18 protein-coding genes are annotated in these 19,761 nt (G+C 69.5%); 13 read left to right on the top strand and 5 right to left on the bottom strand.

All coding sequences use genetic code 11. The annotated features are described in order from the left end of the window. The 3 genes from ASG12_RS18225 to ASG12_RS18235 are packed head-to-tail and all read right to left on the bottom strand — an operon-like array spanning window position 1 to window position 1,534. On the bottom strand, window positions 1-534 hold the full coding sequence (locus tag ASG12_RS18225; RefSeq protein ID WP_055793826.1) for a DUF3558 domain-containing protein: 534 nt from the start codon (window positions 532-534) through the stop codon (window positions 1-3). Window positions 535-554: 20 nt separating this feature from the next. Continuing rightward, complete coding sequence (locus tag ASG12_RS18230; protein ID WP_235457522.1) at window positions 555-1,118, bottom strand: DUF3558 domain-containing protein; 564 nt, start codon at window positions 1,116-1,118, stop codon at window positions 555-557. A 29-nt stretch (window positions 1,119-1,147) separates the two neighbouring features. Beyond that, window positions 1,148-1,534, bottom strand: coding sequence for an RNA-binding S4 domain-containing protein (locus ASG12_RS18235; RefSeq protein WP_055792756.1), 387 nt, complete (start codon window positions 1,532-1,534; stop codon window positions 1,148-1,150). Window positions 1,535-1,612: 78 nt separating this feature from the next. Between ASG12_RS18235 and ASG12_RS18240 the strand changes: the two genes are divergently transcribed. The 7 genes from ASG12_RS18240 to ASG12_RS18270 are packed head-to-tail and all read left to right on the top strand — an operon-like array spanning window position 1,613 to window position 9,862. Then, entirely contained in the window at window positions 1,613-2,260 is a 648-nt protein-coding gene (locus ASG12_RS18240; RefSeq protein WP_235457524.1) for a TetR/AcrR family transcriptional regulator, read from the top strand. After that, window positions 2,257-3,519, top strand: a complete 1,263-nt coding sequence (locus tag ASG12_RS18245) for an MFS transporter (RefSeq protein ID WP_055792759.1) — start codon at window positions 2,257-2,259, stop codon at window positions 3,517-3,519. Before ASG12_RS18240 ends, ASG12_RS18245 begins: the two co-directional genes overlap by 4 nt. After that, complete coding sequence (locus ASG12_RS18250; RefSeq protein WP_055792762.1) at window positions 3,516-4,739, top strand: alanine racemase; 1,224 nt, start codon at window positions 3,516-3,518, stop codon at window positions 4,737-4,739. Before ASG12_RS18245 ends, ASG12_RS18250 begins: the two co-directional genes overlap by 4 nt. After that, a complete protein-coding gene (locus ASG12_RS18255; RefSeq protein ID WP_055792763.1) occupies window positions 4,727-6,043 on the top strand; it encodes a D-arabinono-1,4-lactone oxidase in 1,317 nt (438 codons plus the stop codon). Before ASG12_RS18250 ends, ASG12_RS18255 begins: the two co-directional genes overlap by 13 nt. Continuing rightward, window positions 6,040-8,064 carry a neutral/alkaline ceramidase gene (locus tag ASG12_RS18260; RefSeq protein ID WP_055792766.1) on the top strand — a complete coding sequence of 675 codons (2,025 nt, stop codon included), beginning with the start codon at window positions 6,040-6,042 and terminating at the stop codon, window positions 8,062-8,064. The genes ASG12_RS18255 and ASG12_RS18260 overlap by 4 nt, the downstream gene beginning before the upstream one ends. Window positions 8,065-8,099: 35 nt before the next feature. Further along, a complete protein-coding gene (locus tag ASG12_RS18265; RefSeq protein WP_055792769.1) occupies window positions 8,100-9,299 on the top strand; it encodes an endonuclease/exonuclease/phosphatase family protein in 1,200 nt (399 codons plus the stop codon). A 47-nt stretch (window positions 9,300-9,346) separates the two neighbouring features. Beyond that, complete coding sequence (locus tag ASG12_RS18270) at window positions 9,347-9,862, top strand: hypothetical protein (protein WP_055792772.1); 516 nt, start codon at window positions 9,347-9,349, stop codon at window positions 9,860-9,862. Between the two features lie 131 nt (window positions 9,863-9,993). On the opposite strand, the gene ASG12_RS18275 is transcribed toward ASG12_RS18270, so the two are convergent. Both ASG12_RS18275 and ASG12_RS18280 read right to left on the bottom strand, forming a co-directional pair. Further along, window positions 9,994-11,382, bottom strand: coding sequence for an amino acid permease (locus ASG12_RS18275; RefSeq protein ID WP_055792775.1), 1,389 nt, complete (start codon window positions 11,380-11,382; stop codon window positions 9,994-9,996). A 30-nt stretch (window positions 11,383-11,412) separates the two neighbouring features. Next, on the bottom strand, window positions 11,413-12,642 hold the full coding sequence (locus tag ASG12_RS18280; RefSeq protein WP_055792778.1) for a citrate synthase: 1,230 nt from the start codon (window positions 12,640-12,642) through the stop codon (window positions 11,413-11,415). A gap of 107 nt (window positions 12,643-12,749) precedes the next feature. Between ASG12_RS18280 and ASG12_RS18285 the strand changes: the two genes are divergently transcribed. The 6 genes from ASG12_RS18285 to ASG12_RS18310 all read left to right on the top strand — a co-directional run bounded on the left by ASG12_RS18285 (window position 12,750) and on the right by ASG12_RS18310 (window position 19,613). Then, the gene (locus tag ASG12_RS18285) at window positions 12,750-13,895 is read left to right on the top strand and encodes a citrate/2-methylcitrate synthase (RefSeq protein WP_055792781.1); all 1,146 of its coding nucleotides are present in this window, start codon (window positions 12,750-12,752) and stop codon (window positions 13,893-13,895) included. A gap of 22 nt (window positions 13,896-13,917) precedes the next feature. Beyond that, window positions 13,918-14,583: an HAD family hydrolase gene (locus tag ASG12_RS18290; protein WP_055792783.1), complete on the top strand. Its 666-nt coding sequence runs from the start codon at window positions 13,918-13,920 to the stop codon at window positions 14,581-14,583. 134 nt (window positions 14,584-14,717) lie between these two features. Further along, window positions 14,718-16,910: an RNA polymerase recycling motor ATPase HelR gene (gene helR / locus ASG12_RS18295; RefSeq protein WP_055792787.1), complete on the top strand. Its 2,193-nt coding sequence runs from the start codon at window positions 14,718-14,720 to the stop codon at window positions 16,908-16,910. A gap of 30 nt (window positions 16,911-16,940) precedes the next feature. Continuing rightward, window positions 16,941-17,648 carry a uracil-DNA glycosylase gene (locus tag ASG12_RS18300; protein WP_055792788.1) on the top strand — a complete coding sequence of 236 codons (708 nt, stop codon included), beginning with the start codon at window positions 16,941-16,943 and terminating at the stop codon, window positions 17,646-17,648. Between the two features lie 32 nt (window positions 17,649-17,680). Next, window positions 17,681-18,184 (top strand): MarR family winged helix-turn-helix transcriptional regulator, encoded by a 504-nt coding sequence (locus ASG12_RS18305; protein ID WP_045823841.1) that lies wholly within the window; start codon window positions 17,681-17,683, stop codon window positions 18,182-18,184. Between the two features lie 256 nt (window positions 18,185-18,440). Further along, complete coding sequence (locus tag ASG12_RS18310) at window positions 18,441-19,613, top strand: HNH endonuclease signature motif containing protein (protein ID WP_162243439.1); 1,173 nt, start codon at window positions 18,441-18,443, stop codon at window positions 19,611-19,613. The last annotated feature ends 148 nt before the right edge of the window (window positions 19,614-19,761 follow it).

Genomic DNA, 19,761 nt, shown 5'->3' on the forward strand with positions numbered 1-19,761 from the left:
TCACTGACCGCCGGTGAGAACCAGCTCCATCAGCTTGGTCGGCGCCGCACAGGGGTCGGCGGCCGCGGCGGTCGTGCGCGGTTCCACCCACCACGTGTAGACCCCGCGCGCCGGCGAGTTCGCGGTCACGCCGCACGCGGCGGGGCGCCGGGGATCGCGCTGGGTGAACGCGGCGGTGCTCGCGATCCGCACGTTCTCGGTCTCGTAGCCGAGCTTCTTCGCGGTCTCCTTCTCGACCGAGACGGTGCCGGTCTCGAACCAGTTGAACGTGACGCCGGTGACGACCGCGCCGGTGACGACCCACCGGCAGATCGCTCCGTTGAAGGTCGACTCGGCGGTGGTGCCGCCGACGGTGGTCGCGATCTGGTCGAGGCTCAACAACCGGGTGCACTCGAGGGTCAGCCCGTCGTACTTGTCGGTGTCGACCGATCCGGGATCGGTCCCCGACCCGCCGCCCAGCGGAACCGCCGTGCCGTCGACCGACCGGCTGCATCCGGTGAACACCAGCAGGCACACACCGAGCACCGCGATCATCACCGCGACGGTCCGCCGCGTCACTTCGCACGCTCGATCGACATCGTGGACAGCTGCTTGGCCGCGCCGCACACTTGATCGGTGGAACGCTGCGCCACCCCCGGGGCGGGCAGGCCGTAGCTGACCGACCACTCGAAGAAGTCGCCGCCGAACTCCATACCGATCTCGCAGATGCCGACGTCGGAGGCGATGAACCCCTTGGCGCCGTTGATGGTCAGGTCGGAGACGGATTCACGGGAGAGTTGTTCGGTGGCGCGTTCGCGGCCGATCGGACTGCCGCGGTACCAGTTGAACGAGAACTGCGGCCCGAGCTGATCGGCGCTGGTGACCCATTCACAGCCCGACGAGTTGTTCGTGGTGTTGGTGAGTCCCGCGATGCCCACGATCTGCGACACCTCCGCGGTGGTGACCCCGCCGCACTCGCCGAAGAAGGGCCCCGTCCCGGCCGCGGTGGCCGCGCTCGACGACGCCGACGCCGAACCCCCGTCGCCGGAGTCCGAACAGCCCGCCAGCAGCGCCACCGCGGCGATCACCACGGCCACGATCGCGACGAACGGCCGCGGGGCTGCTGGGGGTCGGTGCACACCGCCGAGTGTAGGGCCGCCGTCGGCGATCACGGAGAGTTCTCGCGTCCGCGCAGACGGTCGGTGTCGCGGCGTTCACGTTTGGTGGGACGACCCGCACCCCGATCGCGCGACGGGATCGACGCCAGGACCTCCCGGGGCGGCGGAGGCGGGCTGCGGTCGATCATCGCCGCCGCGGCCACCGGCGGTCCCACGCGCTTGGACAGCACGGTCACGACCTCGACGATGCGGTCACGGCCACCGACGCGCAACCGCACCTCGTCGCCGGGGGCGACGTGCTGGGCGGGTTTCGCGGGCGTGCCGTTGACTTTCACGTGCCCGCCACGACAGGCCGATGCGGCCTGCGATCGCGTCTTCGTCAGCCGCACCGCCCAGATCCAGCTGTCGACGCGCGTACTCGGGGGCGGGCCGGACATGACTCCCACGATAATGCTCGCGCGATCTGTCGCCGTCGGTTACGGTTCACGGCAACTGGGTCACTTGACCCACTTGCTGTGAACCAGGAGCCGATCATCGCCCGCATACCCGTCGACGAGCGTCGCGACCGCCTCGTGGCGGCCGCGTTCCGGGTGGTCGCCGAGCACGGTGTCGACGCCGCGACGACCCGACGCATCTGCGCCGAGGCCGGGATGTCGCTGGCGAGCTTCCACTACGCGTTCGATTCGCGGGCGGCGTTGCTCGAGGCATTGGTGGTCGCGGGATTGTCGAGCGAGGACACCGCGGTCCACGCCGTGCTCACCACCCCCGACGGCGCGCCGAGCGCCGACCCGACCGACCGTCCCCACATCGACGACCTCCTGCGCGGCGGCCTGACCGGATACCTCGACAGCCTTCTCGCCGACCCGGCACGCGAACAGGCCATGATGGCGCTGGCCCGGTACGCACGTCGCACACCGGGTCTCGAGGCGCTGGCCGCGCGGACCTACGAGCGCTACTACCAGCTCGCCGCTCGCGCACTGACCGCCGCGACCGAGGCGTCCGGGCGACGCTGGCGCACCCCGCCGGAAGAACTCGCCCCCATCGTGGTCGCGGCCACCGACGGCCTCACCGTCGCCTACCTCACCACCGGCGATCTCGTGAACGCCCGGCGGATCGTCGACGCCTGTGTGACGGTGCTGCTCACCCACCTGGAGCCGGCGTGACCCGGCCCGACACCGCGACACCGGCCCGTGTCGACGCGCGGTGGATCGGACTGTTCGCCGTCGCCTGGCTGGGGATCTGGATGGCGCAACTGACCCCGTTACAGCTCACCCTGCCCGAGCAGATCAACGACCGACTCGGTATCGGCGACACGATCACCGACGACACCTGGCAGCACAGCGTCACCACCTTCGGTGTCGTGTCGGGGATCTCGGCGGTCTTCGCACTGATCGCGTTCCCACTGACCGGCGCGCTGTCGGATCGCACCACGAGCCGCTTCGGCCGCCGCCGTCCGTGGATCGTGGGCGGGGTGCTCCTGTTCGCCGGCGCCCTGGCGATCCTCGGCACACGACACGGCCTGGTAGGCATCACCGTCTGCTGGTGTGTGGCCATCGTGGGCTTCAGCACCGCGTCGGCGGCACTGACCGCCCTGATCGGCGATCGGGTGCCGGTGGCGCAGCGCGGCGTGGTCTCGAGCTGGGTGTCGGCACCGCAGGCGATCGGCGTCATCGTCGGCATCGGACTGATCTCCGCGCTCGGACTCTCCACCGGCGCAGGCTCTCTCGTGGTCGCCGCCCTGCTGGTCGTGTGCGTGCTCCCCTTCGTGATCACCGTCGACGATCCACCACACCCGGCCCGGGATCGCGAGCGCCTCACCGTCGCCGGCGTCATCGGCGAACTGTGGGTGTCGCCGCGCGAGCACCCCGACTTCGGGTGGACGCTGCTCGGTCGGATCCTCGTCAACGTCGGCAATGCTCTGGGCACCTCGCTGCTCCTCTACTACCTGCAGTTCGGGCTCCGGGTCGACGACGCGCAGGGTGATCTGTTGCTGCTCACCGCGATCTACATGGTGTTCGTGATCTCGGCCGCCATCGGGTCGGGCATCCTCAGCGACCGGATCGGGCGCCGCAAGCCGTTCGTGCTGGCCGCCGGTGCGTTGCAGGGCCTCGCCGCCGCGGCCATCGCGATCTCCACCGGCGTCCCCACCACGATGGTGGCCGCAGCCCTGCTCGGAGCGGGGTTCGGCAGCTTTCTCGGCGTCGACCAGGCGCTGGCCACCCAGGTACTCCCCTCCGCCGATCACACCGGAAAGGACCTCGGCATCATGAACATCGCCATGGCCGTGCCCCAGGCGCTCGGGCCCCTCATCGGCGCCGGGATCGTCGCCGCGACAGGCGGGTTCGTCGCCCTGTTCGCCGTGTCGGCGATCCTCGGCATCGCGGGCGGACTGTCGGTGCTGCGCGTCCGGTCGGTCCGATGACCACCGCCGCCACCCACATCGATCAGTGGGACCGGATCGACCGCGCCACGGCACACCTCGACGGTCCCGTCGTCGCACTCGACCGCACCGCGTTCGAGGCGAACGTCGCCGACCTGCGTCGCCGTGCCGGCGGTGTGCCCATCCGGGTCGCGTCGAAGTCGCTGCGGGTGCGGTCGGTGATCGACGAAATCCTCGCGCGCGACGGCTTCGCCGGGGTGTTGGCCTACGACATCGACGAGGCCATCTGGTTGGCGACACGATCCGGCGTGACCGATGTGCTCATGGGGTATCCGACCGCGCGGCGCGCCTCGATCGCGGTCCTGGCCGCCGACGAGGTCGCCGCGTCGCGGGTGACGTTGCTCGTCGACTCGACCGACCACCTCGACCTCATCGATGCCGCCGCACCCGTTCCCGCACATCCGATCCGGGTCGCCATCGACCTCGACGCCTCGCTGGACGCCCCCCTCGTCGGTCACATCGGTGTCCACCGCTCCCCCGTCCACAGCGTCGACGACGCGGTCGCTTTGGCGAGGGCGATCGCGGCCCGTCCCGGGGTGACCCTGGTCGGCGTGATGTCGTACGAGGCCCAGATCGCCGGGGTCGGCGACGCCGCACCCGGCGGCCTGCGACGCGGCGCACCTCTGCGCAATCGGTTGATCCGCGCGATGCAGACGGCGTCGATGGTCGAACTGCGCCGTCGCCGTGGCGCCGCCGTCGCCGCGATCGGCGAACTCTGCGACCTCGAGTTCGTCAACGCAGGTGGCACGGGATCGCTCGAGGCGACCGCAGCCGACCCCTCGGTGACCGACATCGCCGCGGGCAGTGGGTTCTTCGGCGGGCACCTGTTCGACACCTACTCGCATTTCCGGCCCGCACCGGCACTCGGGTTCGGGCTGCAGGTGGTGCGCCGGCCGCGCCAGGGCATGGTCACCTGTCACGGGGGTGGGTGGATCGCCTCGGGTCCACCGGCGCCCGACCGACTCCCCCTGCCCGTGTGGCCGCCGGGTCTGGCCTACATCGACCGCGAGGCGGCCGGTGAGGTGCAGACTCCTCTGCGCGGCCATGCCGCCGACGCGCTCGCGATCGGTGACCGGGTCTGGTTCCGCCACACCAAGTCCGGCGAACCCGCCGAGCACTGCGCGACGATCGTGATCGTCGACGGCGACGAGGTCGTCGACACCGTGCCGACCTACCGAGGTGAAGGGAAGTGTTTCCTGTGACGACGACTGTGCCGTGGACGAACTGGGGTCGCACGCAGGCGGTGACACCCCGCGAGGTTGTCCCCGTGACCGACGCCGACGACGTCGCGGCGGTGGTGCGTCGCGCGCGCTCGGAGGGGGCCACCGTGAAGGCGGTCGGATCCGGACACAGCTTCAGCGGTCTCGCCGTCGCGCGCGACATCCAGATCGACACGACCGCGATGAGCGGGATCGTCCACGCCGACCCCGCCACCCGCCGAGTCACCGTTCGCGCGGGCACCCGGTTGCACGACCTGCCGGCTCTGCTCGAACCGCTGGGCCTCGCCATGCCCAACCTCGGTGACATCGACGCACAGAGCATCTCCGGTGCGACCTCGACCGGAACACACGGCACCGGGAGGAACTTCGGTGGCCTCGCCACCCAGATCGTCGGACTCACGTTGGTCACCGGCACCGGCGAGACGGTCACCGTGACCGACGACGACCGGGCGACCCTGCAGGCCGCCGCCCTCGGCCTCGGCGCCCTCGGCATCCTCACCGACATCACCCTCGCGTGCGTCCCCGCGTTCGCCCTCGAGGCGGTGGAACGACCCGTGCACGTCGACGACGCCATCGGCGGCTTCCTCGACGCCGTCGCGACCAACGACCACCACGAGTTCTACTGGTTCCCGCACACCGACGTCGCGCTCACCAAGACCAATCGACGACTACCGGCCGACACCCCCGCCGAGGGCCCCGGCAAGGTCCGCCGCTACCTCGACGACCAACTGCTCAGCAACGGGGTGTTCGGGGCCATGTGTTCGGCCGGGGCCCGCATACCCTCGCTCACACCACGATTGGCGCGGATCGCCGGTGGAGCCCTGTCGGCGCGACGGTTCGTCGACGCCTCGCACGACGTGTTCGTCTCCGACCGGCGGGTGCGGTTCCGTGAGATGGAGTACGCGATCCCCCTCGCGGAGATCCCCGAGGCCGTCGCCGAGATCCGGCACCTCATCGGGACACGGGGATGGAAGGTGTCGTTCCCGATCGAGGTGCGGGCCGCCGCGGCCGATGAGTTGATGCTGTCGACGGCGTCGGGCCGCACCACCGGGTACATCGCGGTGCACCGGTTCCACGGCGACCGCCCCGACGACTACTTCACCGAGATCGAGAAGGTCCTGTTCGCCCGCGACGGGCGACCGCACTGGGGCAAGATGCACACACGCACCGCCGACGACCTGCGCACGGTGTACCCCCGCTTCGACGAATTCCTCGCCGTGCGTGACATGTTCGATCCCGACCGCGTCTTCGCCAACGATCACCTGACAGGAGTTCTGGGCCGATGACCCCCGAGGTGAGCGCCGGCGAGACCTCGTCGACAGAAATCCCACGCAGGACCGTTCTCGGTGGCCTCGCCGCGGGCGCCGCGATCGGCGCCGCCGGCTCGGTGGCCGGCCGCGCTACCGCGACGCCGGTGACCGGGCTGTTCGTCGGGGCCGGGAAGGCCGACGTCACCGGCGCCGTCGCCGGCGAGGGGATGATGGGGTACTCCGAGCAGGAGCAGGTGTCGACCGGGCTCCTGTCGCGGTGCTGGGCGCGGGCGTACATCGTGGTCGACCGCGCCACCGATGAGCGGATCGCGTTCGTCAACGTCGACATCGCGTGCCTGTTCCAGTCGGTGCACATCGGCGTGATCGCCGCGCTGCGAACGCGTCTCGGCGGCGTCTACACCGAGCGCAACGTGAACCTCAACGCGACGCACAACCACAATTCGTGCGGCGGGACGGCCTGGGACTACGCCTACACGCTCGCCGCATACGGCTTCAAGAAGCGATCCTACCGCGCGGAGGTCGACGGCATCGTCACCGCGATCGAGCGGGCTCACGCCGCCCTCGCGCCCGGCTCGATCACGCTGGGCCGCACCGAACTCGGTGACGCGAGCGCCAACCGGTCGCGGATCGCGTTCGACCGCAACCCCGCCTCCGACCGACGCGTCTTCCCCCGCGCCATCGACCCGGCCGTCACGTCGCTACGTCTGCGCCGCGACGACGGCACCGACATCGGGCACATCACCTGGTTCGCCACACACGGCACCTCGCTGACCGACCGCAACACCCTCATCTCCGGCGACAACAAGGGATACGCCAGCTACCGCGCCGAGACCGAGAACCCCGGTGTGATCGCATCGTTCCCGCAGACCAACGCCGGTGACATGACACCCAACCTGTGGGTGCGTCCGTTGCGGCCGGGCGGGCCGACGGCCGACAACCGCACGAACTGCCTCATCATCGGCGATCGGCAACATCGTGCAGGCACGACGGCCCTCGGTGGCGCCCGCAGGATGTCGCGCAACGGTGTCGCCTCGGCCGTCACCTACGTCGATTTCTCCGCGGTCGCGATCGACGGCCGCTACACACCCGACGGCCGACCGGCGCGGACCGGTGCCGCGTGCATGGGTGCCGCCGCGTTCGGGACCAGCCGAGAGGACAACTGGAATCTGCCCGTGCCGCTGTTCGACGAGGGCCAGAGGACACCGATCCCGCCGTCGTTGCGCGACATCCAGGCCCCGAAGCTGATCGTGGCGCCGTTGGGTCTGCTGCCGCCGTGGCCGTGGATCCCGCAGATCCTCCCCATCCAGCTCATGCGCATCGGTGATCTCGTGCTGGCCTGCGCCGCAGCGGAGTTCACGATCGTCGCCGGGTTACGGGTGCGGCGCACCGTCGCGGCCGCGCTGGGCATCGACATCGACGACGTGCTCCTGCAGGGCTACGCCAACGGCTACAGCCAGTACGTCACGACGCCCGAGGAGTACGACGCCCAGCAGTACGAGGGCGGCGAGACCCAGTTCGGCCGGTGGACGTTGTCGGCCTACCTGCAGGAGTTCGACCGCCTGGCGCGATCGATGGCCTCGGGGTCGGCGATCGGCCGGGGTCCGGCGCCGCTGGACAAGTCCTCGATCCAACCCGATCTGCTGCCCGCCGTCCCACCGGACACCGCCGTCGCGGGCCGTCGGTTCGGCGACGTGCTGACCGCGCCGCGGGCGTCGTACGCCCCCGGGTCGACGGTGGTGACCGACTTCGTCGGCGCGCACCCGACCAACGACTTCCACACCGAAGACACTTACCTCGCGATCGAACGATCCGACGACGGTCGGTGGACGCGGGTGTTCGACGACGACGACTGGTGCACCGAGTTCCACTGGCGGCGACCCGCCGGATCGGCGACGGCGTCGGTGGTGAGTGTGCGATGGACGGTTCCCCAGGGCACGCGGGGACGGTTCCGCGTCCGCTACTTCGGGAACCGCAGGGCCGCGAGCGGCGCGGTCACACCGATCGCCGGGACGAGCGCGGTGTTCACCGTTGCGTGACCTCCCGTTTGCTGACCGCGGCTAATGTTCGCCGGATGCGTATGCGTACCGCCCTCCTGGCCGCGCTCGTCGTCGGTCTCGGCACCATGACGGTGACCCCGGCCGTGGCCGCACCCGGGTTCGGATCGTCCGGGGAGGCGTCCACGGTGCGCGTCGCGACGTACAACGCGAGCCTCAACCGCGGCTCGGACGGCGCCCTGCTGACCGACCTCCGATCGGGGACCAACGCCCAGGCGAAGGTCATCGCGCAGATCGTCCAGATCAACCATCCGGACATCCTGCTGCTCAACGAGTTCGACTACTACCCGGGTCTCGAGGCCGCCAAGGCGTTCACCACGAACTACCTCCAGCGGTCGCAGAACGGGCACGCACCCGTCGACTATCCCTTCATGTACACCGCGCCGGTCAACACCGGCGTGCCGACCGGTCGCGATCTCAACGGCGACGGTCGCACCGACGGCCCCGACGGCCCCGACGACGCTTACGGGTTCGGGGCCTTCCCCGGCCAGTACGGGATGCTCGTGCTCTCGAAGTTCCCCATCGACACGGCGAAGGTGCGCACGTTCCGGAACTTCCTCTGGAAAGACCAGCCGGGCAACCTCATCCCGCGCGACTACTACGGCGTGAACGCCGACATCCTGCGGTTGTCGAGCAAGTCGCACTGGGATCTGCCCATCGACGTCCACGGTCGCCGGATTCACCTGTTGGCGTCGCATCCCACTCCCCCGAGCTTCGACGGACCCGAGGACCGCAACGGACGTCGCAACCACGACGAGGTGCGGTTCTCCGCCGACTACATCGCCGGAGGTGCACGCGCGCAGTACATCCGCGACGACGCCGGCCGCCGCGGCGGTCTCGAGTCCGGTGCCTCGTTCGTGATGGTCGGCGACCAGAACAGTGACCCTGCCGACGGTGGACCGCCCGGACCCGGTGTCGGGGCTATCGGGCAGGTGTTGTCGTTGCCACGGGTGCGCGACCCGCAGCCCACCTCGGCCGGCGCGGTGGTCGCCTCGGTCGGCGAGACCGGTCACCGCACACCGCCGCAGCTGCGGACCGCGGACTTCTCCGACCCGGTTCCCGGCAACCTGCGGGTCGATTACGTCCTGCCGTCGAAGGATCTCCCGGTGGCCGGTGCCGCGGTCTTCTGGCCCGCTCCCGGGCAGCCCGGCGCAGAACTGATGCCGCCAGCCGTCAGCAGCGATCACCGGTTGGTGTGGGTCGACCTGCGGATCTAGATCGCAGGGTCGGCGTCGATGTCCGATCGAGCTGCCAGGATGGCGCGATGACCACACCGGGACCCTCCACCGACCCGATCATGGATCGGATCACCGCCGCGGTCGGGGCGCATCGCGTCGACGGCGACCCCCGCCACCGCGACACCCTCGTCGACCTCTGGGCGGAGATCACCTCCGGCGGTGACCCGTTCCACCGGTGCGTGCTCGCCCACTACCTCGCGGACATGGTCGACGATCCGGCGCAGGCGCTGATGTGGGATGTACGTGCGCTCGACGCCGCCGACGTCCTCGACGACTCGCGCGCACAGGAGCACCACGTGAGCCTGCAAGTGGGGGCGTTCTATCCGTCGCTGCACCTCAACATCGCCGACAATCTCCGGCGGCTCGGATCGTTCGACGCCGCGGCCGATCACCTCGACGCCGCGCGGGCGCGCGCCGGTGCGCTCTCCGATCTCGGCCCGGAGCAGTCGGGCTACGCCGAGATGATGACGACGCTCATCGACGACATCGGCGTGATGATCCGGGACCGGTCCTCGGAGGCACGCTCGACGCACCCGGCCTGATCGGACCGCCGCGCCGCGAGAAGTGACTGAGAATTCCCTCTGAGCGGGTCGGCATCGCTGTGGGGACGACGCCGAGCCGCTGGGCGCGAAATCCCAGCAGCAGAGTCAGCTCCCGAGGGCGCGCAGAACGTTCACGCTGCGGTGCGAGCGCCTCGGCGCGTGGAGATCACATAGCCCACGGTCACCCCGGCGAACCAGATCGCGCCGACGACGACCGCGATGCGGCCCGAGTCGCTGAAGAACAGCAGCACGACCACCATGGCGAAGAACGCCAGCGCGATGACGGTGCTGACGGGCGCCCAGGGCAACCGGTAGTCCGACGCCTCGACCGTTCCCGCCGCCACCCGTGAGCGATAGACCATGTGGCTGATCAGGATCGAGCTCCACACGAAGATGATGCCGACGGTGGAGACCGACGTGATGTAGGCGAACGCGCGATCGGGGCTGATGATGTTCACGATCACGCCGATCACCATCACACCGGCCGACAGGACGATGCCGCCGATCGGTACCTGCCGGCTCGACATCACCGACAGCTTCCCCGGCGCCTCACCCCGTTGCGACAGGCTGCGCAGCATGCGTCCGGTCGAGTAGATGCCGGAGTTGCACGACGACAGGGCCGCGGTCAGCAGGATGAAGTTGACGATGCCGGCGGCGCCGGGGATGCCGATGTAGCCGAACACCTCGACGAACGGGCTGTTGCCGTCGGAGAACTCGCGCCATCCGCGCACCGACAGGATGACCACGAGCGCACCGACGTAGAACAGGCCGATGCGGAACGGCAGCGTGTTGATCGCCTTCCGCAGGGTGACCTTCGGGTTGGCGGCCTCGCCCGCGGTGACGCCGACGAGTTCGACTCCCACATAGGCGAACACGACGATCTGCAGGCTCAGCAGCGCCGAGCCGAACCCGGTCGCGAAGAAGCCACCGTCGTTGTAGAGATTGGTCAACGAGGGTCCCGTCTCGGGGCCGATGCCCGCGATGGGCAGCAGTACCAGCGTGCCGATGCCGATCATCGCGATGATGGCGGCGACCTTGATCATGGAGAACCAGAACTCGGCCTCGCCGAACACCTTGACCGAGATCAGGTTCGCCGCGAACAGCGCGATGAGGACGACGAGAGCCGTGACCCACACCGGGATCGAGGGGAACCAGTAGTTGACGTACTTGCCGGCGACGGTGATCTCGGCCATGCAGGTGGTGGTCCACACCGCCCAATAGGTCCATCCGTTGGTGAAACCCAGGTAGCGGCCGAGGAATTCGTGAGCGTATTCCGAGATGGACCCGGCGACCGGTCGATAGATGAGCAGCTCACCGAGGGCGCGCATGACGACGAAGATCGCGAGTCCGGCCACGAGGTAGGCCAGGATGAGCGCTGGACCGGCGTCCTCGATCGCGCCGCCGGCGCCGTAGAAAAGGCCCGTCCCGATGGCGCCGCCGAGGGCGATCATCTGCACGGTGCGGGCCGAGAGGCCGCGCTGGTAGCCGTCGTCGATCTCGTCGACCGTGTTGGAGGTCATTTTGCAAGGGTAACGGCGCGGTGATGCGCGTCACGTCGCGGGTCGGACGCCCGTGTAGACACCTTCGGGCCGGAATCGCAGGCGCGGCGCGCGGTACTCCTCGATGGCGTGGGCGACCCACCCGGCGATACGGGCGATGGCGAAGATCGTCTCGGCGGCGTCGGGCACCATGCGGTATCGCAGCGTGAACGCGGCCAGCGCGAGATCGGAGTTGACGAAGCCCCGGGGGCGCCCGGTGACTCCCGCGCGCACGGCATCGACGGCCGCGGCGACGTCGCGGCGACCACCCTCGGCCTCCAGCGCTCGGAGCAGCGCGTCGGCGCGCGGATCGTGATCGCGGTAGACGATGTGACCGCACCCGGGGGGCAGTTCGTGACCCCGCTGGTACTTCGCGACGCGGTGTTCGGGCCCGTCCGGATGGGCGAGCACCGAGGCCAGGAAGTCATAGGCCAGGGTGGTCGCTCCGCCGTGCAGGGGCCCGTCGAACGCGCCCAGTCCGGCCGAGATGACCGCGTAGATGCTGCCGCGTGCACTGGCCGCGACACGGGCCGCGACCGTGCCCGCGGCGAGGTCGTGATCGGCGAGCAGGATCAGTGCGGCGTTGAGCAGCCGGATCCGTGGGGCCGTCGGTGCCATGGGCGACAACCGACACCACAAGCGTTGTGCCACCGTCGAACCCGCACCGGTCTCGGCCACCATCGGCAGGGTGTCCACGACGGCGTCGATGACGCCCCTTGCCTTGTGGGCCACGTCGTCGGCACCGATGCGGCCACGGGATCCGTCGGCGGCTCCCAGGAGGTCGACGGTGACCCGGATCCGGTCCAGTCGCCGACCGGCTCCGGGCAGGGTCGGAAGGGTGACGGCCTGCGCCGCCGGGCGATCGGACCCGGTGGACGTCGTTCCCCAGAGGAGGTCGACGACCTCGAGGAAGTCGGCGGTGAAGGCGAGTTCGGTGGCGTCGTGCCCGCGGTAGTAGAGGTGGTCGTCGGCGAGCAGGGTGATCTCGGTGCGGATCCGTTCCACGACCCCGGCCGGGGGCCGTTGCTGGGTGCGGCGGCGCAGGGCCTCGACCTCGCCGACGGCGAACAGGCTGCCGCGGATGCCCGCGATGCGGACGCTCTCGAGCTGCCCACGACTGACGTACGCGTACACCGACGCAGGTTTGATCCCCAGCGCGCGGGCCACCTGAGCGGTCGTCAGGTAGTCGCGGCCGTCGTGTCGCATGGCCGTGGGCCACCGGTGTGGATGTCGTCGTGCCACGGTCGGACCTCCCTCGCCGATGTTGATCCGATCAACATTGACCGGCGTGCCTCGTGCGTCGAATGTAGGGCCAGAACGCCTGAGCAGTCGAGAAGAAACGAGAGATCATGAGTGTCATCGTGGCCGAACCGGGTCTGTCCAATGTGTCTGTGGCACACACCGAGATCGGGGATGTGCGCGGTGAGGAGGGTTTCTACCAGTACCGGCAGTACAACGCCGTCTCCCTCGCGCGGTACCGGACGTTCGAGGAGGTGTGGTTCCTGTTCGTGCACGGTCGCCTCCCCGAGGCGTACGAGCTCGACCGCTTCGTGAACGAGGTGCGGTCGCTGCGCACGATCGGCGACGACCTGATGTCGGTGATCCGGGTGGTCGCCGCCACCGGTGGCGGTCGTCGGCCCCTGATCGGCCTGCGTACCGTGCTGTCGTCGCTCGCCGAGCTCGAGGGGATGGCACCGCTGTGGGACGCCGATCCCGACACGCGCGTCCGGCATGCCCTACGGGTCTGCGCGGTGACCCCGACCATTCTGGCTGCCCTGCATCGCATCTCGAACGGCGACGAACCGGCGCCGGCCCGCGACGATCTCGACACCGCCGCCCACTGGCTGCACGCGATCACCGGCGAGGTGCCCACACCCGAACACGCCCGGGCCGTCGAGCAGTACCTGATCGCGACCATCGACCACGGTTTCAACGCGTCGACCTTCACCGCGCGCGTGATCGCCTCAACCGGCGCCGATCTGGTGTCCGCGGTCTGCGGCGCCATCGGCGCGTTCTCCGGGCCGCTGCACGGCGGCGCACCCGACCGAGCGCTCGACTCCCTCGACGAGATCGCGCTGACCGGTGGCGCCGAGACGGCCACCGACTGGGCCCGTGGACAGATCGCGGCGGGCGCACGCATCATGGGTTTCGGTCATGCGGTGTACCGCACCGTCGATCCCCGGTCGGAGCTGTTGCGGGACATCGCTATCGTTCTGGGTGGCGACACGGTCGACCTGGCCGTCGAGGTGGAGCGCGCAGTGGTGTCGGAGCTGGCCCGATCGCATCCCGACCGTCCGCTGTACGCCAACGTCGAGTTCTACGCGGGCGTGGTGATGGACCGCTGCGGGATCCCGCGAACCATGTTCACCCCGACCTTCACCGTGAGCCGGGTGGTCGGTTGGTGCGCCAACATCCTCGAGCAGGCCCAGAGCCGCAAGATCATCCGACCCCGCGCGACGTACGTGGGGCCGGAGGTGGTCGAGCTCGTGAGCTGATCGATCTCGATACGATGCGGCCATGATGTTGCCACCGCGGGTGAGCGCGATCGTGTTCGATTGCGATGGTCTGCTTCTCGACACCGAGAGCTGCTGGTCACGCGCCGAGGCAGCCTTGTTCGCCGAGCACGGCCACGAATTCGGGCCGACCGAGAAGGACATGCTCATCGGACGATCGGTCCCCGCCGCATGTGCAGAACTCGCGCGGTTCTTCGGCCGTCCCGATGACAGTCCGCTCATCGAGGTGGATCTCCTCGCGCGAGTGGCCGGCGAGTTGTCCGACGGCGTGGCGCCGATGCCCGGGGCACGTGTCCTGCTCGATGCGGTCGCGGGCCGCGTGCCGGTCGCGGTCGCGACCAACAGCCCGCGACAACTGTTGTCGGCGGCTCTGAGCACATCGGGGTTGGGTCGCTACTTCGAGGTCTCGGTGACCGCCGACGATGTCGCCCACGCCAAACCCCATCCCGAGCCCTACCTCGTGGCGTTCGAGCGGCTCGGCGCTCGACCGTCGGACGGTGTGGCCCTCGAGGATTCGTCGACGGGTGTGGTTGCGGCGCAGGCGGCGGGCGCCTTCGTGATCGCGGTGCCCTCGCAGGCGGGGAAGGCGTTGACCGCGGACTTCGTCACCGACGCGCTGACCGATCCGGAGATCGTGGCGTGGGGAAGGACTGTGCGGGAACTCGAATGAGGTGGGAATGGATCGGCGGCGTCACGCCTCTTTCCACTCTCAAGATATAGCGCAGTGGGGGTCTTGCCGCAAGACCCTGTGCTCGTTGCATACTCGCTGGCCACACCGCCGATCGAGTGAATCGAGACCCTTACGTGCCGTCACCGACTCTGCCCGCGTTCGCCCTTCCCGACAGCCGCGCCGCGAAGGCCGATCCGTTCCTCATCGGAGGCGACGAGCAGCACTTCGCGGATATCGCGGCGACACTGGACGCGTCGATCACCGAGCTCACAGGTCGGCTCGCGGTCCTGCGGTCGAGTCCGGGTGGCACCGGTCGCGCCGCGATGGATCGCGATATGGAGATCCATCGCCTGACCGCGCGCCTGCGGACCCTGCGTCGTTACGGCATCGACCTGTGTCTCGGCCACATGGTCGCCGAGGACGATCCACAGCCGGTGTACATCGGCCGGCTCGGACTGACCGACGAGTCGGGGCGGACCCTGCTGCTCGATTGGCGCGCCCCCGCCGCCGAACCGTTCTTCGGTGCCACCCATGCCCGGCCGATGGGACTGGCGCGACGGCGTCGATTCCGATGGGAGCTTGGCCAGGTCACCGACTACTGGGACGAGGTGTTCCTCGCCGACGGTGCAGGGCGTGGTCACCCGGAGCCGGCACTCGACGATCAGTCCGCGTTCATCGCGAGTCTCGGCGCGGACCGATCACCGCGAATGCGCGACGTGCTGGGCACGATCGCTGCCGATCAGGACGCGATCATCCGCGCGGGGTCGCGGGGCGCACTCGTCGTCGACGGTGGGCCGGGCACCGGCAAGACCGTGGTGGCGCTGCATCGCACGGCGTATCTCCTCTACTCCGATCCACGGCTCGGCCATCATCGTGGCGGCGTGCTCTTCGTCGGTCCGCACGATCCGTATCTCGCCTACATCGGTGATGTGCTGCCCAGCCTCGGCGAGGAAGGGGTGCAGACCGCGACCCTGCGCGATCTGGTCGCCGAGGGCGCCGACGCCGAGGTCGAGTCCGATCCCGTTGCCGTCGCGGTGAAGTCGTCGCTGCCGATGCTCGACGCTGTCGAGTCCGCGGTGGCGTTCTACGAGGAGCCACCCACCGTTGCCATGACGGTCGAGACCGAGTGGGCCGATGTCCGACTTCGGGCGTCGGACTGGGCGGCAGCGTTCGACGCCGTGGAGCGGGGCACACCGCACAACGAGGCGCACGACAGCATTTGGGATGCGCTGGTCGACATCGTCGGGGCCGCCGTCGACGACGTGCCGCCTGCGGAGGTACGGAAGTCGTTGCAACGCAACCGCGACCTGGCCTCGGCGCTCGTGCGGGCGTGGCCGATGATCGAGGCGGCCGATCTCGTCGGCGACCTGTGGTCGGTGCCGGCATACCTCCGTGCGTGCGCTCCGTGGCTCGGTGCGCAGGAGCTCGCCGCGGTGCGACGAACGGCCGGCGGGCCGTGGACCGACGCCGATCTCCCCCTGCTCGACGCCGCGCGGCGTCGGCTCGGCGATCCCGAGGCGTCACGGCGTCGGTTGTCGCAACGCGGCGCGATCGAGGCCGAACGCGCGCGCAGGGCCGCCGTGGTCGACGACCTGATCGCCGCCGACAGCGCGGACACCAACGGCGGGGACTCCGACGGCGACGGTGACAGCACGAGTCTGGTGACGATGTTGCGCGGTGGTCATCTCCACGAGGTCCTCATCGACGAGGCCGCCCGCCCGACGGCCGAGCCCGACCGGTTGGCGGGCCCGTTCGCGCACATCGTGGTCGACGAGGCGCAGGAGCTGACCGACGCTCAGTGGCGGATGCTCGTCTCCCGATGTCCGTCGGGGAGTTTCACGATCGTCGGGGATCGGGCCCAGGCTCGCGGCGGGTTCGCCGAGAGCTGGGAGCGGCGCCTCGGACGGATCGGTCTCGATCGCGTCGAGTCGGCATCGCTGCGCATCAACTACCGCACCCCGGGTGAGGTGATGGACCTCGCTGCGCCGACGATCCTCGCAGTGCTGCCCGACGCGAACGTCCCGACCTCGATCCGCCGCAACGGCATCGCGGTGGATCACCGGCCTCGTCGAGACGTGTCCGCGATCATCGACGCATGGCTGGCCGAGCACGAGGCGGGCGTCGCCTGCGTCATCGGCGACCCGACGTTCCCGGGGACCGCGAGGGTCCGATCGTTGCCGCCGGAGCTGGTCAAGGGCTTGGAGTTCGACCTGGTGGTGCTTGTCGAACCCGAGTCGTTCGGCGACGGCATCACCGGCGCGGTCGACCGCTACGTGTCGATGACCCGGGCGACCCAGCGATTGGTCATCGTGAGCGGCGAACCCTGAGAGTGCTGCCGCGCGGCGTAGCGTCGGGGTGTGACTCGTTTTCGCGACCTCGCGGCGCTCGATGAGGCCGTCACACAGTGTCGGGCATGCCCGCGGTTGGTCGAGTGGCGCGAGCGCGTCGCCCGCGAGAAGCGTCGCGCCTTCGCCGACGAGACCTATTGGGGCCGGCCGGTACCCGGCATCGGACCGGCCGACGCCGCGTTCCTCATCATCGGACTCGCACCGGCGGCGCACGGCGCCAATCGCACGGGCCGGATGTTCACCGGCGACCGCAGCGGGGACGTCCTCTTCGCGGCGCTGCACGCGGTGGGCCTCGCCAACCAACCGACATCGGTCTCCGCCGACGACGGACTGACCCTGCGCGGCACACGGATCACCGCTCCGGTGCACTGCGCTCCCCCGGCGAACAAGCCGACACCCGCCGAACGCGACGAGTGTTCGCACTGGCCGGACTCGGAACTGACCTTGCTCGCCCCGACGGTGCGGTCGGTGATGTCGCTCGGCGCCTTCGGATGGCGGGCCGCTCTCACCGCGCTGGGCGAGCACGGTTACGCGATACCCGCGCCGCGGCCGGTGTTCGGTCACGGCGTGTCGGTCGACCTCGTCGGCGACGGCCTGCCCCCGCTCCGTCTGTTCGGCAGCTATCACGTGAGCCAGCAGAACACCTTCACCGGTCGGCTCACGCCGGCGATGCTCGAGGCCGTGTTGCGTGAGGCAGCCGATTACGCCGGGTTGTGACGCCGGACGGGGCCGTCGGGGAGAATGACGACATGTCCCCCGACGGCCCCACCTTCGACCCGATAGCGAAGGCGCGCGACAACTGGTCGAACGCCGGATGGGGCGACGTCGCCGACGGGATGGTCGCCGTCACGTCGGTGATGCGCGCCCACCAGATCCTGCTCGCGCGCGTCGAGGCCGCACTGCGTCCGTTCGACCTGAGCTTCTCCCGCTTCGAACTGCTGCGGCTGCTCGCCTTCAGCCGCACCGGCGCGCTGCCCATCACCAAAGCCAGTGTGCGACTGCAGGTGCACGTCACCAGCGTCACCCACGCCATCCGGCGTCTCGAATCGGCCGGCCTCGTCGAGCGAATCCCCCACCCCACCGACGGGCGGACCACCCTCGTGCGCATCACCGACATCGGGCGCTCCACCGTCGAAGAGGCCACGAACACCCTCAACGACGACGTCTTCGCCGACATCGGGCTCCCAGCTGACCAGTCGCGTGCCCTCGTCGACGCCATCGAGACACTCCGCCGCTCGGCCGGCGATTTCTGATCCCGTTGCCCGACTGAGCGGTTGGGCACCACCGTCGATCGGGCACTTGTCTGCGTCGATCGGGCAGGTAAAGCGATCGATCGGGCAGGTGCCTCAGCCGGCCTGTGGATGAACGCGCCGCCGCGAACCTTTCCTGTCGCACCCCCTCGGTAGCGTGGTGATCGGGGGCGTCGCCCGCACGTAGATCACCTGTCTATCAACATGATTCGTAACATTGACTCTTGCGATCCCATTCGAACGAATGTACGATCGGGGCATGACCGGGGGATCATTCATCACTCTTGCCGACCGTCTGATCGACGAGTTCGGGAGCCGAGACAACGTCGTCGGTGACGACGACGCAGAAATCGTCGCCGCCATCCGTGGGGCTGTCGCTCTGCGCGCAGTCGCCGACGACCTGGTGGCGCGGTTGACCGCACAGGCCGATCGCGTGGGCACAGCGAAGCGGTGCGGCGTCACACTGCGCGAACTGCTCTGCCGCAACGGTCTCGCGCCCGCGGTCGCATCGCGGATGATCAGGCTGGGGCGCGCCCGCCACTCTCTGTCCCTGCTCGCACGCCACGCCCGCGACGGATCACTCTCGGCTGAACATCTCGATGCCGTCGCCCGCGGAGTCGAACACGTCGCACGCCGCACCGGGGAAGCGGTCGAGTCCGACCTGATCGCCGGCGTCGAACAGCGGTTGATCGCGCAGGCCATTGCCGGCGCGACACCGACGGAGATGATCGCCGATGCTCGCGCCGTGGCGATCGCGCACACCCGTGATGAGGAACCTGACCTCCCGATCGCCGAAGACCCGGCGCACAACGAAATGCAATATCACCAGGGTGACGACGGACGCCTCCACGGCACATTCGATCTCGACGTCGCGACCGGCGAACGACTGATCACCGCGATCGACAGAGCTTCGAGGCCGCGACCCCGACCTGACGGAACACCCGACGAGCGATCAGCCGCACAGCGACGGGCCGACGGGTTCGGGCAGTTGTTGGAGTTGGCCACGCGCGGACTCGCCCCGGACGCGTTGTCGGGGCCGCCGTCCACCGAACTGGTCGTCACCGTTCCTCTGCAGGGGCCCCAACCGGCCCGCTTGAACTGGCTGGGACCCATCGGTGATCTCACGGCGAAATTGTTGCGGTGTGACGCGAAGCTGTTGGGTGTCGGCGTCGACCTCAATGGCGCACCCATCAGCGTTGCAGCGGAACAACGCACCTTCACCGGGCACGCACGGAAAGTCGTTCTGGCTCGCGACAGATGCTGCATCAAGTGCGGAGCACCCGCCGCATGGTGCGACGTTCACCACATCACCCACTACGCCGACGGCGGCACGACCGTCGTCGACAACGGATGCCTCCTGTGTCGCCGCTGCCACGTCGCCGTCCACACCGCAGGCTGGGACATCGTCATGGGCCACGACCGACACCCCTGAGACGGAACGCGCTACCCGCCTACACCAGAAGAACATTGACCGTCATGGAACCGATGGCGGCCTAGCGCCGTCATAGACCCAACGCCCCGCCCAGCAGCGGGAGCGCTACGAACATTGACAACTCCACAGTGTGAACCGCAGGCCCGCT

Source organism: Williamsia sp. Leaf354 (genome assembly GCF_001424365.1).
In the GTDB taxonomy this organism is placed as follows: Bacteria; Actinomycetota; Actinomycetes; order Mycobacteriales; family Mycobacteriaceae; genus Williamsia_A.

Bases quoted from the DNA above. Each gene is read 5' to 3' on its own strand.
- ASG12_RS18290 (WP_055792783.1), top strand. From the start codon at position 13,918: ATGATGTTGCCACCGCGGGTGAGCGCGATCGTGTTCGATTGCGATGGT.
- ASG12_RS18285 (WP_055792781.1), top strand. From the start codon at position 12,750: ATGAGTGTCATCGTGGCCGAACCGGGTCTGTCCAATGTGTCTGTGGCA.
- ASG12_RS18225 (WP_055793826.1), bottom strand. From the start codon at position 534: ATGATCGCGGTGCTCGGTGTGTGCCTGCTGGTGTTCACCGGATGCAGC.
- ASG12_RS18260 (WP_055792766.1), top strand. From the start codon at position 6,040: ATGACCCCCGAGGTGAGCGCCGGCGAGACCTCGTCGACAGAAATCCCA.
- ASG12_RS18250 (WP_055792762.1), top strand. From the start codon at position 3,516: ATGACCACCGCCGCCACCCACATCGATCAGTGGGACCGGATCGACCGC.
- ASG12_RS18270 (WP_055792772.1), top strand. From the start codon at position 9,347: ATGACCACACCGGGACCCTCCACCGACCCGATCATGGATCGGATCACC.
- ASG12_RS18275 (WP_055792775.1), bottom strand. From the start codon at position 11,382: ATGACCTCCAACACGGTCGACGAGATCGACGACGGCTACCAGCGCGGC.
- ASG12_RS18235 (WP_055792756.1), bottom strand. From the start codon at position 1,534: ATGTCCGGCCCGCCCCCGAGTACGCGCGTCGACAGCTGGATCTGGGCG.
- ASG12_RS18265 (WP_055792769.1), top strand. From the start codon at position 8,100: ATGCGTATGCGTACCGCCCTCCTGGCCGCGCTCGTCGTCGGTCTCGGC.
- ASG12_RS18310 (WP_162243439.1), top strand. From the start codon at position 18,441: ATGACCGGGGGATCATTCATCACTCTTGCCGACCGTCTGATCGACGAG.
- ASG12_RS18305 (WP_045823841.1), top strand. From the start codon at position 17,681: ATGTCCCCCGACGGCCCCACCTTCGACCCGATAGCGAAGGCGCGCGAC.